Raw genomic sequence first — 19146 nt, 5'->3', positions numbered from 1 at the left:
TACTTTATACTGGTCAAAGGAGTGAAACTGAACAATAATGGAAAACTTTAATATCAAAAAAGTTACGCTTACAAAATATCTTTTTTTCACTGGAAAAGGCGGAGTTGGTAAAACTTCGACTGCCTGTGCAACAGCGGTATCACTTGCTGATTCAGGGAAACGAGTTATGTTAATCAGCACAGATCCTGCATCTAACCTACAGGATGTATTTCAGACAGAATTAAATAATAAAGGGGTAGCGATTCATGAAGTTCCAAATCTTGTGGTTGCTAACTTAGATCCAATAGAAGCAGCCACGGAGTATAGGGAAAGTGTCGTTGCTCCATATCGAGGGTTATTGCCTGATGTAGCTTTAAAAAATATGGAAGAACAACTATCAGGTTCCTGTACTGTTGAGATTGCATCTTTTAATGAGTTTTCTAAGTTTATAACGGATAAAGAACTTCAAGAGGAGTTCGAATATATTATTTTTGATACTGCACCAACAGGACACACCTTAAGAATGCTTCAGCTTCCGTCAGCATGGAGTAATTTTATCAATGAAAATACGCATGGTGCTTCTTGTCTTGGACAGTTGTCAGGTTTGGAAAGCAAAAAAGAGATTTATCAAAACGCGGTAGAAACCTTATCTGATGGAACACGTACTACTTTGCTTTTAGTATCCAGACCAGAGGTGACACCTTTAAAGGAAGCAGCAAGAGCATCTTTAGAACTTGCACAAATCGGTGTGAAAAATCAAGTCATGATATTAAATGGAATACTAACATCTTATGACGACATTATTTCCGAAAGCTTGTATAAAAAGCAGCAATCAGCATTAAATAACATTCCAGAAGAACTCAGAGAGTTGAAGATGTATTCCATCCCACTTAGAGCCTATAATATCACTGGTATAGAGAATGTAAGATCGTTACTCGAAAGGGATAATTATACGCTTAGAGAAGAAAGAATAAATGCTGATGTTATACCAAATTTACAGGCTGTTATTGATGATCTGTATCATACCAATAAAAAGGTAATTTTTACTATGGGCAAAGGTGGTGTTGGTAAGACTACAATTGCAGCATCTATAGCATTAGGTTTGGCATCAAGAGGAAAAAAGGTACATCTGACAACTACAGATCCTGCCGCGCATCTAAAATATGTTATGAATGAGACCGATGGAATCACAATGAGCCATATCGATGAGAAAGAAGAATTGAGGAAGTATCAGCAAGAAGTGTTATCAAAAGCAAGAGAAAACATGTCGGAGGAAGATATTGCATATATAGAAGAAGATTTAAGATCACCATGTACGCAAGAAATAGCTGTATTCAGAGCATTTGCAGATATAGTTGAAAAGGCTGAAGATCAGATAGTAGTAATTGACACTGCTCCTACAGGGCATACTCTTTTACTTCTGGATTCTACACAGAGTTATAACCAAGAAATGAAACGTTCAGGGGGCGATATCCCCGAATCAGCAAAAAAATTATTACCTAGATTGCGTAATAAAGAAGAAACAGAAGTAATTATCGTAACACTCGCAGAAGCTACTCCAGTTTATGAAGCTATGCGCTTGGAAGAGGATTTAAAACGAGCTGATATAGCTACAAAATGGTGGGTAATCAATTCTTCTCTTTATCGTACTGGTACTACAAATCAATTGCTGTCAGCTAAAGCAAGCAATGAAATCGAATGGTTGAATAAGGTTGATGAACATACAGGTGGTAATTTTGCTGTAATTGAATGGAAAGCTTGACATTGTGTGTATCGTGGGTAATCTTTCTTGACTGTAGTAGGCATACAAAGTAGAATGTAGTGTGGAGGTGGAAATACATGGAGAACATGCCAATCCTATCTGTGAAACTGAAAATGCCACAGCCAAGGAAAAATTATATTGTAAGACATCATTTGTATGAACGATTAAGAAATCTTTTTGATTATAAAGTAACAATTATTAAAGCTGGAGCAGGCTGTGGAAAGACCACATTATTTTCAAGCTTTGCAATTGAGAGTGAACTGGAACATGTAAGGTGGATTACATTAGATGAGAATGCCAATCAGAGTTTTGTATTCTGGAATTATGTGATAGAAGCAGTGAAAGATTATATTGAAGATACGAAAGCAGATTTTCAAACATTCTTTGACAGTAATATGCAGAAAGAGAATCTATGGCAGATTCTCTCTCTGTTTGTGAATAAATTGAATATCAATCATGATATCGTATTGGTATTGGATGATTTTCAAGTGATAACGGATGAATTCTTAATATCTACGATTAACTTTTTTCTTGAGAACATGCCAGAGTGTGTTCACTTAGTGTTACTCACAAGAGAACTTCCAGAGATCTATCTTGGGGCGCTTGCTATAGAAGATCAACTTCTAATATTTGATGAAGATACGATACGTATGAATGACAAAGAGAGTCGAGAATTTTTACTTCAAACATTAAAATTACACAAAGAAGAAGATGAGATTCACTCCATGATTGAAGCGTCTGAGGGATGGATTGGGGGACTTCAACTTCTTGCGATGGCAGCAAAAGATAGAACCTTTCAGATGACTGGAAATTTAAAGGCATCGCACCGTGTATTGAATGATTATATCACCAAAGAAATATTCGAATATCTAACAGAGGAGGAACAGGAATTCCTCGTTGAGACATCGATTCTAAGATATTTTAATCAAGCAATCTGTAATCAGTATCAACCAGAGTTAGATTTTAACGCTATGATGGAATCTATCCTACAGAAGAATCTATTTGTAATCAATATTGATGAAGCAGAAGGAATCTACCGTTATCATGCAATCCTTGTTGAATACTTAAAAGGCCTGTATGATAAAATGGAGGATACCAAGAAGAAAGAATGGCATAATCTTGCAGCAAAGATCTATCAAGATATGGGAGATTATGAAGAAAGTCTGTACCATCTTTTTTGTGTTCAGGAATATGAGAAAATCATGGAATTGATTCTTAAGATGCCACAGACAGCACTTACTTTTTCTTATTTGATTAAAGTTCCGATGGAAGAGATATCGAAAAATACAGACTTTGCATATCAATATTTCTTCTATTATTATGCCAGTGTGGACGAAGAAGCATGTGAAAAAATATATAATTATATCAAACTTCATATGAAAGATGATAAGACATTTGAAGCATTTAAGCGCTCCAATATGTTCTATAATGATAAATGGGAATTTAACAGTGCCAATATTTTATCCATTAAACAGATAAGTGAACTACCACTAAATTCGGTAACTACTGCATTTTTATTAATCAAAGAAGCTTATTTTCTATATGCAGCATCGAATTATCAGGAAGCACTGAAGTATTTAGATTGTGCAGAGGAAGTATATAGGAAAACTGGAAATATCTATATTGGATTCTTTGCCATCTCAGAAAAAGCACAAATCTATGAAGATATGGGAGAACTATTAGAGGCTCTCAATCTATATCAGCAGATGCAGACCATGATAGATCAGGTGAAGTCACTTGCAAGTTCTTATTATATAGGAATTGCAGGCGTATATATCAGACAATTATTGCTTGATAAGACATATGAGGTACTTGAACAAGCAAGAGAATCGTTAAAGGATGATTCCAACAATAGTATTGAACGAGCATTCCAATATAATTTAGCGGAATATTATTATCTCATTGGCGATGATCAGAAAACAGAACAATTAATCAAAGAAGTATTAGGAACAGATCAATTACAGAATATCTATTATTCTGCAAGAATTTTAAGATATCCCATCTATCGAGGAAATCATAAGGAACTAGCGATAGCATTTGCTAGAGGATATGAAGCAGATAAGAATAAAGTAATGAATAATGATTGTGAATTATTATATGCCAATATTCTATACGAAGATGGTGACAAGAATAAAGCGATAAAGCTGATTGATGATATGATTGCCAACGCAAGAAAGACACAGAATAAATTAAAAATTGTGGAGGGGGATCTATTAAAAACAAGGATTCTTCTAGACAATGCTGGAGATCAAAAAGAGATTAAGAATCTATTCATCGAAGCAATCTCTTATGCAGCAGTGAATCGAATTGCGCATCCATTCTGGTTCGAACGGGCGACCACTGAACGAATCGGTACGATAATGAAAGAAGAATTAAAAGAGGAGCTCTCAGTAGATGAATATGAATTCTTGGAACTGGTATTGCATGTGGATCTTAAGCATGGAATAAGGGTAGAGGGTGGCATGCTAGATAATAACACTCTAGATGGTAGCTTACAAAATCAGCAATTACTAACAAATGATAGGAACTCTAGTAATGCGGTGCTTGATCAATTAACAGAACGTGAGAAAGATGTTCTAAATGAAATGGCACTAGGCAATACGAATATGCAGATTGCTGAGAATCTTTGTGTATCTCTTGCAACAGTTAAGACACATATCAATAACATATACAGTAAGCTAGGTGTAAATAATAGAATTGCTGCCATTAATAAAGTGAAGGATAATTATTAATTGAGAGGGAGACAAGTATGTATAATATGCAAATAATGATATGGTTATTTCCGATACTTTTTATCTTCCACGATTTTGAAGAAATTATCTTCATGAAAGTGTGGATTAGAAAGAATAGAGAATACTTAAGTGAGCGATTTCCTAGTCTATCAAAACGGTTATTACCACATTTTGATCGTATTACAACAGCATCTTTCGCATTAGGTGTAGCAGAAGAGTATATAATAATTAGTGTGATTACGGTTGTTTCTTATATGACGCACTGGTATAGCCTATGGGTGGGATTATTTATTGCATTTACTTTACATCTAATCATACATTGCGTTCAGGTATTGATTGTAAGAAGATATGTTCCAGCTATTGTTACGAGTGTTATCTGCTTGCCTGTCTGTATCTATATGATACAGTATGTTATGATGTTCTATATGCTTGATACGGTAATTCTGTATTCTGTAGTGGGCCTTGTAATCATGGTGGTTAATCTCGTGTTCGTACACAGAGGAATGGATGTATTTGATAAGTGGCTAGTAAGGTATGAAAAGGAAAGTAAATGATGTTTAGAGAAGAAAGTAATGCTTATGTTATCTTTACAAATAACATAAGCATTACTTAATTGGCTGATTAATAAAAGTTTCAACTCTACTGAGCGTAGGTTGGAAGAAATTCTATTGTAGCGTATGATTAAATCAAATAGAGAAAGTGTACGTCGCCGTCAGCGACAGATTGGAGTTAATATGAGTTACGTTACAGGAAAAATGATTAAAGAATTAAGAGAAAAGAAAAGTCTTACTCAAAAACAGTTAGCAGATCAGCTACAGATAAGTGATAAAGCAGTGTCAAAATGGGAAACGGATAGAGGACTACCTGATATTGGTTTAATTAGTAACTTAGCAGAGGCTTTAGGTGTATCCGTAGCTGAACTCCTACTTGGAGAAGTGACGGAGAATCAGAATCGTTCTGCCAATATGAAGAAAATGCAATTCTATATATGTCCAGTATGTGGAAATGTAATTCAAGCCATTGGAAATGGTTCCTATAGTTGTTGTGGAATCATGCTTCCAGCTGCAGAAGTTGAAGATAACAGTAAGGATCATCTACTTCAAGTTGAAGTAATAGACAATGAATATTATGTTCACATGGAACACCCAATGGCCAAAGACCATTATGTTTCCTTCATTGCTTATGTGACCTCGAATCGTTCAGAACTAATCAAACTATATCCTGAGCAAAATATCGAGTGTCGATTTGCAAAAAGAGGGCATGGATATTTCTATGCGTATTGTAATAAGGATGGTTTATATCGATTTAATATTTAAATTGAATAGGGACGTTTAGACAAAGCATTCAAGGTAGAACTTGGATGCTTTTTTCGAAAGTTTAACGTGAGGCGAAATCTAAAAGTATGATGGTATCTCCGGTCTGATGGACAGAAATCACTCCAAACAACAGTTAAGGATTAAGATGTACTACAATAATTATAATATTAAGCGCTTAAACAGCATCAATTATGTATACATATTATGTGATTTGGTTACAGATATTAATTGAAAATCTATTATTATTGGGAACAAAGTAAATTAAATAGAAATTTATGTGAAAACATCTGAGTGTAGTAAAAATATTACAATATCCAAAAAGTGGATACAAAGACAGAAAGGAAGATATTTATGTCAAACACATTAGATAAAGTAAAAGCAATTGAAGAATATATCATTAATTTTAGAAGAAATCTACATGAAAATCCTGAGCTTAGTGGACAGGAAATTAGAACTCAGGAAAAGATCATGAAAGAATTAGATATACTAGGAATACCTTATCAGAAAGTAGGTAACACATCTTTAATTGCTATTTTAAAAGGTGGAAAGGATGGAAAAACGGTTGCTTTAAGAGGAGATATTGATGCTCTTCCAATTAAAGAGGAAACCGATGTTGAATTCAAATCAAAAACAGATGGCGTAATGCATGCCTGTGGCCATGATGCCCATGCTTCTATGCTTCTTGGCGCTGCAAAAATCTTATCTGAGATGAAGGATGAAATATCTGGTGAAGTTCGTTTCTTCTTTCAGGAAGGTGAGGAAACATTTTCAGGTGCCAAAAAGATAATCGAAGCTGGTGGAATGGATGGGGTTACTGCATGCCTTGCTATGCATGGAATGCCAGAATTAGAGACTGGATATGTAAATATTGAAGCAGGATACAGAATGGCTGGCTGTGATACGATTTATGTTAAGTTTGAAGGAGTATCAGGTCATGGGTCAGTACCACATAAAGCAAAGGATACCATTCACCCTGCATGTATTTTCGTTACTGATCTTCAAGGAATTGTTACTAAAAATATAAATGCTCAAGATCCAATTGTTCTCTCTGTAGGAAAGTTCATTGGTGGTACAAAAGCAAACGTAGTTTCTAAATATACGGAGATTGATATTTCTATGAGATACTTTAACCCAGAGGTTCGAAAAATTGCCCATGAATCAATTAATAGACATGCAAAAGCTATAGCAGATGCTTATGAGCTTAAAGTTGATGTAAGAATTGAAGAGAGTGCACTTAGTCTATATAATGATTCCGAATTAGCTGACCTTGCAGAAAAATCTGCAATAAAAGTCTTAGGTGAAGGTAAAAATAAAACTTTACCTAAATATATGGGATCAGAGGATATGCCTTACTATTTCCAACATGCGAAAGGAGTATACGCATTTATGGGATATAGGAATGAAGAAAAGGAAGCAATATACTTCCCACATCATGAGAAGTTTAAGATTGATGAAGATTACATGAAATATGGTACCGCACTGCATGTACAATTTGCTCTTGATTATTTAAATCAATAATTTTATGATGTATAAAATAATTCCTATATTTAAGTACATATTTTTTATAAAAAGTAAGAAACTAGATTATATGGACTTAAATATTATTAGAAAGGAGTTACTACTATGGTACAGTTATCAGAAAAAGAATTATCCTGTTTAAATGATGCTTTATCAGAAGAAGAATTATTAGTAAAAAAATTTCAAAAGATGGCGAATGAGGCAACTGATTCTCAAATTAAATCCAAGTTTACTGAGATTGCAGCAAAACACCAGGGACATTTTAACGCATTATATACACATATAAAATAGCAGGAGGTAGTATATGAATCAGACATTTACAGAAAAAGAAATATTAGCAGATGCATTAACATCTGAAAAAGGAGCAACTAATAACTTCAATAAATTTGCGAATGAATGTGTCCATAATGACTTGAAAAATACAGTTATGGAAATCTTAAATCAAGAACATTCCATTCAACAGGATGTATTCAATATAATGCATGAAAAAGGCTATTATCCTACACCAGATGCAGAGGAAAGAAAAATTAGTGAAGCAAAACAGAAATTTCAAAGTAGTGCATCAAGCGTAAGGTAAATTGAATAAAATCTTAGCGGATTAACTTAGAAAAAACTAGGGAAGTAATCATTTGAGTTTACTTCTCTAGTTTTATTTTTATCTTTGGATACTATGTTTTTATTTTGCATAAACCATAGCCGCACTTTATTATAGATAAGAAAGGAAAGAAATAATGTACTCTGATGAAATATCTAGGATAGCAAGGAAAGTTTATAAATATATCGCAATATAGTTACATTAATTGGTTAAAGAGTTATAATCTGTTATATATTACCTATATAAGGAATGAAGGGAAATATGCTAATCCTTATATAGGTTTGGAATTGATTTAGGAGGAGTGTACATGAAAAAAATACTTGTAACTGGTGGTACAGTATTTGTGAGTAGATATATCGTAGAATACTATATTGCTAAGGGATATGATGTTTATGTTCTTAATAGAAATAGTAGAACCCAATCTGTGGGGGCAAAACTCATTCAAGCAGATAGACATGATCTGGGAGAAGTACTTTGTCACTATCATTTTGATATTGTTGTTGATGTTACAGCATATACTGCCGAAGATGTTGATCTATTACTTGATGCCTTAGAAAGTTATGATGAGTACATATTAATTAGTTCAAGTGCTGTATATCCAGAATATTGTACACAACCATTTACAGAAGAAACTCAATTAGGTACTAATAAATATTGGGGTATATATGGAACAAATAAAATTGAAGCGGAAGAAACATTGATGAAGAGAGATTCGAATGCTTATATTCTTCGCCCACCTTACTTATATGGACAAATGAACAATGTATATAGAGAATCATTTGTTTTTGATTGTGCTTTAAAAGATAGAAGATTTTATTTACCTAAAAACGGAGAGATGAAATTGCAATTTTTCCATGTTCATGATTTATGTAGATTTATTGATGTTATTCTAAAAAACAAGCCTCATCAACATATCTTTAATGTCGGTAATAAAGATACTATTTCTATTCGTGAATGGGTTGAACTTTGTTATCGTATCGCTGATAAACAGGTTAATATTAAAAATGTGTATGATGATATGGAACAAAGAAATTATTTCTGTTTCTCTAATTATGAATATTACCTTGATGTTTCAAAGCAATACGATTTAATGCATGATATAAAACCGTTCTATGATGGTTTAAAAGAATCATTTGAATGGTATAGACACAACTCAGATAAAGTTAATAAGAAGCCATTCTTGAACTATATTGATAATAATTTATTATAAGGAAACTGGGCATGTAATTGCTTTATAATGAAATTATTTGGGTAGAGAGATACCCAGATGCTCGTGAAAATACTGAAGTCTATAAATAAATAGGCTAGTGTTTATACTAAACTACCCATTATATTTAACATAAATTAAGTCAGTATAATGGATATACAGAACATAACTGACTTAATTTATGTTATTTTTAAATATTTCTCATATCTTAATAAATTTTATTTTTTTAGAAGATCCTTAATATATTTTTCTGTATCTTTATTCAAATCATCTTTTATTTTTGATACATTGTTATTTATTTGATCGGTAATCTGTTGTTTAGTCTTATCTTTTTCATCAACTATTACAGTATCTAATTGTTTTTTCATTTCCGCAACGTATGTATCTACTTCTTTATTCGCTTTATCTAGCTCACTATTTTTATGTGTTTCAAGGTCACTATTTGTTTGTTTAGATGAATTTATAATATACTGCTTAATATCGTTTGAACTATCAGTCTGTATTTTCTCAAGTTCTGTATCTGTTGTTTGTGTAAAATATACTCTTATTGAATTGAAACCATCCTTTAATAAACTAATAATGTTTGAATTTAATGAAGTAGCAGCATAAACTTGGGTACTAGTCATTAAAAGTAATGCAATTAATAGACATATTATTGATTTCTTACCAAATATTTTTTTCATTTATCTAATCCTTTCAAAAAAGGTTAACTTGTTTACATACTCTTTATATCATAATTTCAGAGCACACATCAATAGTAAATCATTTACAAAGTTAACAAGACTTCTTTTATATCAAGGAGTAGTATTTGGGGTTGCTAATAGGTTCATTAACGATTTGGGTAATAGTTAAGAGCTCAACATTCGTTGGTAAAAAAGAATGATATGAGAAATATCTCTATTAATTTTATAGCTCTAGAGTAACAAGTGTAGTGATATATGGTTATACTTGTTGATTCTAGAGCTATTATTATGCTGTGTGTCCAGAGAAGTCAGGATAGTTTATAAAAAATATTGGATTATAATGACATTATATGGGCTAAGAGTTATAATTTGTTTAATATTACCTATTTAAGGAGGCTGCTATGATTGAGATACCATTGTATGGAACGTTTACAGTAATTAATCCTATAGAAAAAGGCATGTCTGGAGATAAGAAATATTATATTGAAACAAATAATAATGAACGCCTATTACTTCGTATTGCAGATATTTCAGAGTATGAGCAAAAGAAAACCGAATATGAACGTATGAATAAATTGTCTGCAAACGGTGTTCCAATGCCTCGAACTATTGATTTTGGTATCTGTAACGCGGACAAGAGTGTTTATACTCTACTTGAATGGATTGATGGAAATGAAGTAGAAGAGATAGTAAATAGGATGGATGAAAAGGAACAGTATTTGATGGGTGTGGAGTCTGGGAAAATACTAAAACAGATCCATACACTGGATGAGCATAAAGAGATTGCAGATTGGTCAACTAGATATTTTGCTATAATAGATGAGCGAATCAATGCTTTTCATAAGGAAGGGGTAGCTTTTTCGGGAAGTGACAAAATTATAGCTTATCTTGAGAAAAATAGAGGACTTCTAAAGAATCGACCTCAGTGCTATCATCATGGAGATTATCATATGGGAAATATGATTCTAACGAAACGGGATAAGTTATCAATTATAGATTGGCACACGGTGGATTTTGATAACTACGGTGACCCATGGTATGAATTTAATCGAATTGGAATTGAATACCCTGCTTTTGCAACTGGTCAAATTGATGGATATTTTGAAAATGATGTTCCAGATGAATTTTGGGCGTTATTGGCATATTATCTTTCTGCTAGTGCGATAACTTCTATTGTATGGGCGAAGTACTTTGCTCCGGAGAGTTTAGGGGATATATTAAAATTGAATAGTGATATTCTAGATTGGTATGATGGTATGAAAGAGATTGTTCCGATGTGGTATAAGAAATGATTTGAATTATGTAGATAAGGAAATCGAGATGAGGATAAAAATTAAGTAAAAGAGAACTGGTTATAGCAATAATGGGAAGTTGATTTGCTAACTATAAACTGTATTAGGAGCAGTTATAGTAATTTTATAATACGAATGAAATTAAGAATTCTTGGAAATAACGCAAATATCAAACTGCCAAAAAAATAATAATTTTAGTAAGGAAGTATAATGAAAACTACAATATTACAAAAGGAAGAAATAGAATCATTTCTTCTTGCAATTACAGAATCAGAACAATATTTGTCTAAAGAATATCTTGTTCATGCAATTAGAAAGTCTTTTTTGCATTACTTGTCAGACTCTCGTGTGAAAGGATTTGAAACTCCGTTGTTTTTGAGGGAGTTGATAGAATATGTTGATTCAAGATTTGAAGAAAGTAATATAACAGCATCAAATATGCTTGATTATATGCACTGCAATGATGAGCATAATTGGATAATGTATTATGATTCTGTGTTTTTAAGACCACCCAAAAAATATTCGTCAAATGGAGTGGTTGAATGCGACAGAAAATTATTTATGCTTGTATTAACAGGATTTATATTTGACTATTTTCGTAATGATAAAATTGATATTCAAGAAATAATCGAAAGAGAAGATTTGAGTTATGAAACCAATCAATATGGATTGGCAACTGTACCCGGAGTAATCTTTAAAAGAGATTATTTTATATTTGATAATAAAGCATACCTATATAGTATATTGACAAATACTACCGTGATAGAGTTTGCGGATTCCATGCCTGGGTTTGCAAAAGTAATTACTGAACAAATTGATACGGGTGATGTTCTATTAAGGCTTGATGAAAGATTAGCATTACCTGTGAATCAAGCCATTTCGTATTCAACATTAAATTTTGAGAAATTTTATGGACCGCAGTTTCATTTTTCTGATAGTTTATTAAAAAAGCAGAAAACAATTATTGTACATATAGATAAAGAATCATGTGATAAGTTGCTGATGGTCATTAAGCAGGACTTCGATGTAAAATATCAGAAAAAATTTTTACATATCGAAATAGAGACACTTCCATTTGCGACTGGGGAAGAAAGTAAAACGCATTTTATTACAACATTTCTCCATGGGATGTTTTATCCGGAAAATGATTGTTTTACGCATATCGATTATACAAAGAATCAATATTTTTTAGATGATTATGTAAAGAAGTATTCAGAGAGTACTACTGATGTGCCTATTGATTTTTATGCTAAAAAAGAACTGCATTATAAAATTTGGTGTGTAGAGAATGGAAGTTACTCAAGAGAGGTTTGGTATAACTTAATGATTGCATCTTTGCAAGGAAAATATCGAAAACTGCTTGATGAAATATTGGTATAAAAAATCTTTAGAAATTAATATATAGAATTGAACTTCAATTGCACTGTTCAACTAATTTGCAAGATATATTTGATTGCATATAATCAACTCATTTTTAAGGCGTATTACCTTATTTCTATAAGAAACACTAAACAGGTAAGCGGAACTAAATGAAGTTTTATAATCAGTGGCATTTTTAGTTTATAATAAATTTTGAAAAGTAGGTGATTATTTGATATCGTTGGATCTGTTTGATTATACAGAGATGACTGAACTTGATAGAAGAATAACAAAGTATGTAAATGGTAATGTGGAATGTATTATTAGGGTATTACTTGATTTTTTAGAGGATAACAATGATTTTACACCAGAGGATTTTCTCCCATATAATAACTTCAAAATTATTAATAGTGTTTGGGTTGAAATGGTATACGATTTGTATGATATTATCCGTTCAGATGTAATTAGAGAGTGTGTTAAACCCAAGTATGAATATTTACTTTATGTGATACTTCAATGGTGGGAAGATTGTAGTGACAGTTGGGAAAATCTTATTCCACATAAATTGGATAATAGGTTAGAAAAAATAATAACAGATAAGTATTCATCAGAATGTGATGAAAATTATGTACTTAACGCCATTACTAATTTTGATGAATATTATTATATACTTTTTGCAGATCATGATTTTTTGCCAGAGAATTTAGAACGATTATTAACAATATATTTAAGAAATCCAGAGAAATTTAAAGTTTTATTCGCTGATACTGATTTACGAGAATATAGAGATTTAATGCCAAAAGATTTGCAAGAACTATTTGATGAAATTAATTATGAACTTAATGAGTCAAGTAAGAATAATATTTCTGAACTCACGCTTTTTAATGATATATTATTTTGTTATGAAAGAATGCAGGCAAATCATTTATATAAAAAAGCTTCCGAAGACGATATAAATGATTTTATTAGAGACTTGCTGACAGCGCTGGGGTACTCTTTAAGAGATCAGACAAGGCAAGGCACATCGCCTGGCGGAAAACAAGCAGGCGAAGTTGATATATTAATTAAAAATGAGAAATTTCCATTTGCTATTATTGAGGGTTTGAAATTATCAAGTGTTAACGAATACTATATATCCGAACATATTGATAAGATTTACAAATACGACACTTTAGGCAATTGTTGTAATTTCATTGTGTCATATGTGAATGTTAAAAATTTTACACAATTTTGGGAAAATTATTTGAAATATATAATATCTTATGACCATCCTTTTGAACTATATCAATTTTCGGTACCTAAAAACAATCAGTTTTCGGAAATAAAATGGGCTGTGGTTGAATTAAAACGTAATGATCAAATAACGAAACTTTATCATATGGCAATACATATTCCAAATTAGTTACTACAAAATATATCTATAAATTTGAAGTTGAGAATAAGTTAAAGAGGAGAAGTGATTGCTTTGAATATATGCAAACTGTAATAAATCAGTAGGTTAGTCAAATAAAATTAATATTTAGTTCGAACTTCCCATTATATTTAGTATATCTAAACGGGTGAACACAGTAGTAGCAATAATGAAAAGCTAAGGTATGAAGGTATAACTAAATATCACCAACTTAATGTCTTTTAAAATTAAACTTAAAATAAATTATAATAATGAAATGAAATTAATTTTTGTGGAGGATAATAAGAATGATATTAGTTTTATGGAAAATTATATCAGTAGTACAAAGTATTTTAGCATATGGAACAGCATACAGACTTACGAAAAACGGCGGCGACAATGGAGTATCTCTTTTCGGATGGTTATTCGTTCTTGACTTAGCTTCAATGGTACCAGGTCTAGGTATATATCTTTGGTTTAAGTACAAAGATGAATAAGTTTTACATAGTAAGTTAATTTACAATTTTTCAATTACGAAGCTAAAATGACTGCCCATTATATTTAGTAGACAGAAGGAGCATTTAAGTGATAGAGATTCACAGTAGTTACGATAGTGAATTAATGATAAATACGAATTTGAGGAGATGTAATAATGGCAACATATTATTTAATAAGGCATGGCGAAGCAGACTATAGTGAATTAATGGAACATCATTTTTTTGGTTTTGGAAGGGACTTAGCCCCATTGTCTGAGAAAGGCATAGCACAAGCCGAAGAAACAGCAAATGATGGAAGATTAAAAACTGCTGAACTTATTATTGCCTCCCCATATACCAGAGCTTTACAAACAGCACAGATTATATCGCGAAATACTGGTATTGCGGTTAAGGTAGAACTTGATTTACATGAATGGATTCCCGATTTATCCAATAAATATACTACATCAGAAGAAGCATTTCGTCTAACAGATGAGTTTATAGAATGCAAAGGGGCTTATCCAGCAGGAACAAGAAAATTATGGGAAACGGTTGAGGATATGAGAATAAGGATGAGAAGAGTTGCTGATAAATATGCAGAATATCATAAAGTAATTTTTGTTGGGCATGGGATGTCGTTAAGAACTTTAGCTTATATTGAAGAAATGAAACCAGCTGAAATTGTAGAATGCAAATATGAAATTGGACAGGAAGAATGTATGTATTCCTTTTGCTAAGGTACATCTGGTTTGTTATTTTACGTAACAGTGTTCCACAAAAGCAATCTTCCCATTATATTTATTGGGTATTGTAAGTGAGTAACAGAAAAATTTGAAGTTGGAGGAAAAATGAATATTGAACTTGTGAGATTAACCAGTGAATATAAGGAACAGCTATTTGAAATGTTGACAGAATGGAAGAACGATATTATAGTAAATCACACAAATATGTCTCCATGGAAAATATGGGAAAATGATTTTCATGATTTTGATTATTATCTAAAGCATCTTGATACAAAAGAAGATACTACAAATGGTTGGGTTCCTGATACAACTTTATTTTGTCTTGATAACGATAGGAACATTTTTGTAGGAGCTGTTAACATTCGCCATTATTTAAATGATGAATTATTAAAAACTGGTGGTCATATAGGCGATGGGATTAGACCTAGTGAAAGAAGAAAAGGCTATGCGACAGCAATGATTGCTTTGGCATTAATCGAGTGTAAAAAAATTGGTATCAAGAAGGTCTTGATGTGTTGCGATAAAGAAAATATTGCCTCAGCGAAATCAATCCTTAATAATGGTGGAGTATTTGAACATGAAGTTGAAGAAGATGGACATATTGAGCAACGTTATTGGATTCAGTTATAGCGTAGAATCCCAATTTATCTAGGTGCACTGAACTTCGCATATTTTTAGATAATCCGTTGGAGGAAGCTAAGCTTGACGTATATGCAATGAGTACTTTGGGTCAGATATACTTCGAACAGGAAAAAGAGGAAATTGTTATGACTATTGAATATAGAAGAATGCTTACAGAGGATATTCCTAGCTGCGCCATAGAACTTATGAAAGCGTTTAAAGAGTCGCCATGGAATGAAAACTGGACTTATACTTGGATTTTAAAGAAATATGGGTAGATGAATTTAGTGTACACCCAGACTATCAAAGAATGAATATTGGTTCAAATTTACTTACATATGTTCGTGATGAACTAGGAAACGAAAGTGAAAAAGTATCTGGAATTGCGTTGACAACAGAAAGAGGTAAACCAAGTGTGCTTTTTTATGAGAAAAATGGTATTCATGTAGAAGAGAATGTCATATTTATGTCTGGAAGAATTGAGGTGTAGTGTATGATGAAATTAGTAAAATTATCAGACAAAGTATTCTATCTGCCTGGTGTAGAAGAGCTTGATCGACCATTCTTATATTACATAAAAGGAAGTAATTATAGTATTGCAATTGATGCGGGAAGCTGTAAATCTCATGTTCAAGAATTTTATCAAGAACTAAAAAATGAAGGGATGAAATTGCCAAAGTATACAATTATTACACATTGGCACTGGGATCATACTTTTGGTATGCCTTATGTTCACGGAAAAACCATCGCAAGTGAGTTGACGAACAATAAATTAAAAGAAGTTAGCCAGTGGAAATGGACATTGAAAGAAATGAAAATGCGTGAACAAACTGGAGAGGATATGGCATTTTGCAATGAGTGTATTTGTAAGGTGTATAAGGATGTATCTCAAATATGTGTGATTCCATCTTATATAGAGATTGATAGTATAACTCAATTAGACTTGGGTGGTGTAACACTTTCACTCATTCCAAGAGATTCAACTCATTCAAGAGATGCTTTATTTGTGTACTTTCATGAGGAAAAAATGTTATTTGTGGGTGACGCAGATTGTGAAGATCATTATGAGGAAAATGGAACTTATAACAAAAAAAGACTCCGGTCATTAATTGCATTTATAGAGGGGATCGACTTTGAAATCTATTTGTTAGGACATGATCTTCCGTCGAACAAAGAAGAAACATTGGAGTATTTGAACAAAAAATATCAGGAGTTGATCAGTAACTAATCAGTGAATGACTATGTATATAAAGTATTCTATAAATTATAAAGATTATGAGCATAATGCGAAATTTAAATAATACTATTTGGAATGTATTCCAATCTTACATGGACTCATAAGATAGGTTTAGGATATTCGCAGTTGGTGGAAAAAGTGAACTTAACATTATTAATAATAGTAGGGAGCGATAAATTGGACATTACAAGATATAATAGGATAATTATAGTTGGTAATAGTGGAAGCGGTAAAAGTTTTTTTGCAAAAGAATTATCTACTATTACTGGTTTACCACTTATTCATCTTGATGTTGAATACTGGCGTCCAAATTGGGAAAAGACACCGAAAGAAGAATGGTTAAAAAAGCAAATTGATATAGTATCAAAAGATAAATGGATTATTGATGGTAATTATAATAGTACAATTGAATTGAGATATAAAGTGGCAGATTTGATTATATTCCTTGATATTAACCGATTTACATGCTTAATTAGCGCATTGAAAAGACACGGTACTAAGCGCACAGATTTGCCCCAATATCTTGAAGAAAAGTTTGATTTCGAATTTATAAAATTCTGTAACTGGATATGGAGTTTTTCTAAAACAGGTAGGAAGACAATTATGGAGATGCACAAAAAGTATCCTGATAAACCTTTTCTTATATTAAAGAATAGAAGGAAGTTACAGAAAATACTGGTGGGTTGGAGAAACGAAACTAAGTAACTCTAAAGTATACATTATTTTGATATTTATGAGGACAACGTATTTATTAGAAGATAGATAATTATTATTGTTTTCTTTAGGAGGATAAATATATGATATACCTCATTCGGCAAGGTCAAACCGATTGGAACTTATTTAACATTTTCTTTCCTGGGTTTTTAATTCTTCTATAGGTAAAATAATAGCAGCTGGTAATTCTATTAATTGTATATGAGGCAGGGACGTTGACAGCATAGGAACTTGATAAGATTCACATAAATGATTTACAGAAGGTTTAATATATGAGGAGGTTATTTATGCAATTTATTAAAGAAAAGAGAGCGTTCCCAACCTATGTTCATAAGGTGATTTATCTGAATGCGTTAAGACAAACTCCCATTGAAAGATCTCTTGCTTGTACGGAAGGAATCGATCAAGAGATGGTAAGAAGCTGTCAGGAATACTATTCCTTTGTAATGGAAATGCATTCCGATATGTATGAGGATCCCAGTGCTTGGGGGATGAATCCTGGGGAATATGATGAATTCTTAGGCGATGCCAAAGAAAACGGCATGAAACAAAAGTATCCGAGTAAAACAAAAGCCTTGCGTTCTAAAGCCCGTAATTGTATTCAGCCTTACCAGCATTTGTTATTGTCATTAGGTAAGATTGGCAGATTAACGAATAACGCTTTAACACTACCGAATGAGGAGTATTATGGGATAAAGAAGTTCTTTGACGTGAAATTGAATCCAAAACTTAAGAATCTGTTGAATGTGGTTCCCTATCAGGTGCGTATGAATGCGTTTCAAAGAGTTGGCTTAATCATAACGGAATCGGATGATGGAGTCACTATTACCTCCAATCGTTATCCTAATATGCTGCAGGCTATGACTGAACTAGCCAGATCCTCTGAATATGTTGAGACCTTTGGTGGGCATAATTTTCATCATACAGATTTCCGTCAGATATTTTATAGATATACACCTAAATTTGATGATGTAGTACAGCCATTAATCGATAGTCATCGAGATATTATTGATCAGGTACATGCCTTGGCACCAGAGTTAGGATTAACCAGCGATTGCTCTACCTATTGGAAAGTAAATTATCATTACAAGGGCGTGCATGTGATGTGCATCGATACAGATGACAGATTTGAGCATAGAAGCAAGTTGGTGAATACAGTTAGAGTCAGAATTAATGGGGCAATGAGTGATTTACCATTATACCTCGATAAGATAAAGGGACAAGGTGTTGAATTTGTCAATTATTTTATGAGGCATCTGAGTTATTGTACCGCTTGCTCCACTACCCATCTTGGTTGGAAATGTGAGGTATTTGGAAGGAATGTTAGAGTCTGTGGTAGTCCGACATTTCAGATAATAAATCCAAGTGAACTGGATATTGAATATATTCGTAAATTTGTTGAGCTGCGTAAAGAAATAATTGATTTAGAAAAGAACAAAAAGAAATCAGTTTTAAAAAGAGAAAATACGAATAAAGAATTTATTAAGAGTAGGAAATCAGGTTAACTTAAACCCTATCAATA

Annotated in this window: 20 protein-coding genes; 19 read left to right on the top strand and 1 reads right to left on the bottom strand. The window is 32.4% G+C overall.

All coding sequences use genetic code 11. The features are described from left to right. Positions 1 to 37 precede the first annotated feature (37 nt). The 8 genes from arsA to bsdtb5_RS11715 all read left to right on the top strand — a co-directional run bounded on the left by arsA (position 38) and on the right by bsdtb5_RS11715 (position 9112). Positions 38 to 1741, top strand: coding sequence for an arsenical pump-driving ATPase (gene arsA / locus bsdtb5_RS11750; protein ID WP_271712175.1), 1704 nt, complete (start codon positions 38 to 40; stop codon positions 1739 to 1741). A 77-nt stretch (positions 1742 to 1818) separates the two neighbouring features. Beyond that, positions 1819 to 4473 carry a LuxR C-terminal-related transcriptional regulator gene (locus tag bsdtb5_RS11745; protein WP_271712174.1) on the top strand — a complete coding sequence of 885 codons (2655 nt, stop codon included), beginning with the start codon at positions 1819 to 1821 and terminating at the stop codon, positions 4471 to 4473. Positions 4474 to 4490: 17 nt separating this feature from the next. Beyond that, positions 4491 to 5027, top strand: coding sequence for an HXXEE domain-containing protein (locus bsdtb5_RS11740; protein WP_271712173.1), 537 nt, complete (start codon positions 4491 to 4493; stop codon positions 5025 to 5027). Positions 5028 to 5207: 180 nt separating this feature from the next. After that, the gene (locus bsdtb5_RS11735; RefSeq protein WP_271712172.1) at positions 5208 to 5789 is read left to right on the top strand and encodes a helix-turn-helix domain-containing protein; all 582 of its coding nucleotides are present in this window, start codon (positions 5208 to 5210) and stop codon (positions 5787 to 5789) included. 351 nt (positions 5790 to 6140) lie between these two features. After that, the gene (locus tag bsdtb5_RS11730) at positions 6141 to 7307 is read left to right on the top strand and encodes an amidohydrolase (RefSeq protein ID WP_271712171.1); all 1167 of its coding nucleotides are present in this window, start codon (positions 6141 to 6143) and stop codon (positions 7305 to 7307) included. A 105-nt stretch (positions 7308 to 7412) separates the two neighbouring features. Next, positions 7413 to 7598 (top strand): hypothetical protein, encoded by a 186-nt coding sequence (locus bsdtb5_RS11725; protein ID WP_271712170.1) that lies wholly within the window; start codon positions 7413 to 7415, stop codon positions 7596 to 7598. Between the two features lie 13 nt (positions 7599 to 7611). Beyond that, positions 7612 to 7884 carry a spore coat protein gene (locus tag bsdtb5_RS11720; protein ID WP_271712169.1) on the top strand — a complete coding sequence of 91 codons (273 nt, stop codon included), beginning with the start codon at positions 7612 to 7614 and terminating at the stop codon, positions 7882 to 7884. A gap of 325 nt (positions 7885 to 8209) precedes the next feature. Then, positions 8210 to 9112: an NAD-dependent epimerase/dehydratase family protein gene (locus tag bsdtb5_RS11715; protein ID WP_271712168.1), complete on the top strand. Its 903-nt coding sequence runs from the start codon at positions 8210 to 8212 to the stop codon at positions 9110 to 9112. A gap of 215 nt (positions 9113 to 9327) precedes the next feature. Here the strand turns inward: bsdtb5_RS11715 and bsdtb5_RS11710 are convergent, their stop codons facing one another. After that, positions 9328 to 9792, bottom strand: a complete 465-nt coding sequence (locus tag bsdtb5_RS11710) for a hypothetical protein (protein ID WP_271712167.1) — start codon at positions 9790 to 9792, stop codon at positions 9328 to 9330. A gap of 401 nt (positions 9793 to 10193) precedes the next feature. Here bsdtb5_RS11710 and bsdtb5_RS11705 point away from each other — a divergent pair, with 401 nt between their 5' ends. The 11 genes from bsdtb5_RS11705 (at position 10194) to bsdtb5_RS11655 (ending at position 19129) form a co-directional block, all read left to right on the top strand. Further along, positions 10194 to 11084, top strand: a complete 891-nt coding sequence (locus tag bsdtb5_RS11705; RefSeq protein ID WP_271712166.1) for an aminoglycoside phosphotransferase family protein — start codon at positions 10194 to 10196, stop codon at positions 11082 to 11084. A 210-nt stretch (positions 11085 to 11294) separates the two neighbouring features. After that, the gene (locus bsdtb5_RS11700; RefSeq protein ID WP_271712165.1) at positions 11295 to 12464 is read left to right on the top strand and encodes a hypothetical protein; all 1170 of its coding nucleotides are present in this window, start codon (positions 11295 to 11297) and stop codon (positions 12462 to 12464) included. Positions 12465 to 12675: 211 nt separating this feature from the next. Beyond that, entirely contained in the window at positions 12676 to 13845 is a 1170-nt protein-coding gene (locus bsdtb5_RS11695; protein WP_271712164.1) for a hypothetical protein, read from the top strand. Between the two features lie 296 nt (positions 13846 to 14141). Beyond that, positions 14142 to 14330, top strand: a complete 189-nt coding sequence (locus bsdtb5_RS11690) for a hypothetical protein (RefSeq protein ID WP_271712163.1) — start codon at positions 14142 to 14144, stop codon at positions 14328 to 14330. A gap of 155 nt (positions 14331 to 14485) precedes the next feature. Further along, positions 14486 to 15046, top strand: a complete 561-nt coding sequence (locus tag bsdtb5_RS11685) for a histidine phosphatase family protein (protein ID WP_271712162.1) — start codon at positions 14486 to 14488, stop codon at positions 15044 to 15046. A gap of 111 nt (positions 15047 to 15157) precedes the next feature. Beyond that, positions 15158 to 15682, top strand: coding sequence for a GNAT family N-acetyltransferase (locus bsdtb5_RS11680; protein WP_271712161.1), 525 nt, complete (start codon positions 15158 to 15160; stop codon positions 15680 to 15682). A 137-nt stretch (positions 15683 to 15819) separates the two neighbouring features. Continuing rightward, the gene (locus tag bsdtb5_RS11675) at positions 15820 to 15951 is read left to right on the top strand and encodes a hypothetical protein (protein WP_271712160.1); all 132 of its coding nucleotides are present in this window, start codon (positions 15820 to 15822) and stop codon (positions 15949 to 15951) included. Beyond that, the gene (locus tag bsdtb5_RS11670; protein ID WP_271712159.1) at positions 15927 to 16163 is read left to right on the top strand and encodes a GNAT family N-acetyltransferase; all 237 of its coding nucleotides are present in this window, start codon (positions 15927 to 15929) and stop codon (positions 16161 to 16163) included. Before bsdtb5_RS11675 ends, bsdtb5_RS11670 begins: the two co-directional genes overlap by 25 nt. A gap of 3 nt (positions 16164 to 16166) precedes the next feature. Continuing rightward, positions 16167 to 16901, top strand: coding sequence for an MBL fold metallo-hydrolase (locus tag bsdtb5_RS11665; RefSeq protein ID WP_271712158.1), 735 nt, complete (start codon positions 16167 to 16169; stop codon positions 16899 to 16901). Between the two features lie 186 nt (positions 16902 to 17087). After that, on the top strand, positions 17088 to 17615 hold the full coding sequence (locus bsdtb5_RS11660) for a P-loop NTPase family protein (protein WP_271712157.1): 528 nt from the start codon (positions 17088 to 17090) through the stop codon (positions 17613 to 17615). Positions 17616 to 17911: 296 nt separating this feature from the next. Further along, the gene (locus bsdtb5_RS11655; RefSeq protein ID WP_271712156.1) at positions 17912 to 19129 is read left to right on the top strand and encodes a hypothetical protein; all 1218 of its coding nucleotides are present in this window, start codon (positions 17912 to 17914) and stop codon (positions 19127 to 19129) included. The last annotated feature ends 17 nt before the right edge of the window (positions 19130 to 19146 follow it).

It is taken from the genome of Anaeromicropila herbilytica, assembly GCF_016591975.1.
Lineage (GTDB): Bacteria > Bacillota > Clostridia > Lachnospirales > Lachnospiraceae > Anaeromicropila > Anaeromicropila herbilytica.
This window is presented reverse-complemented; position numbering and strand designations above follow the sequence as displayed.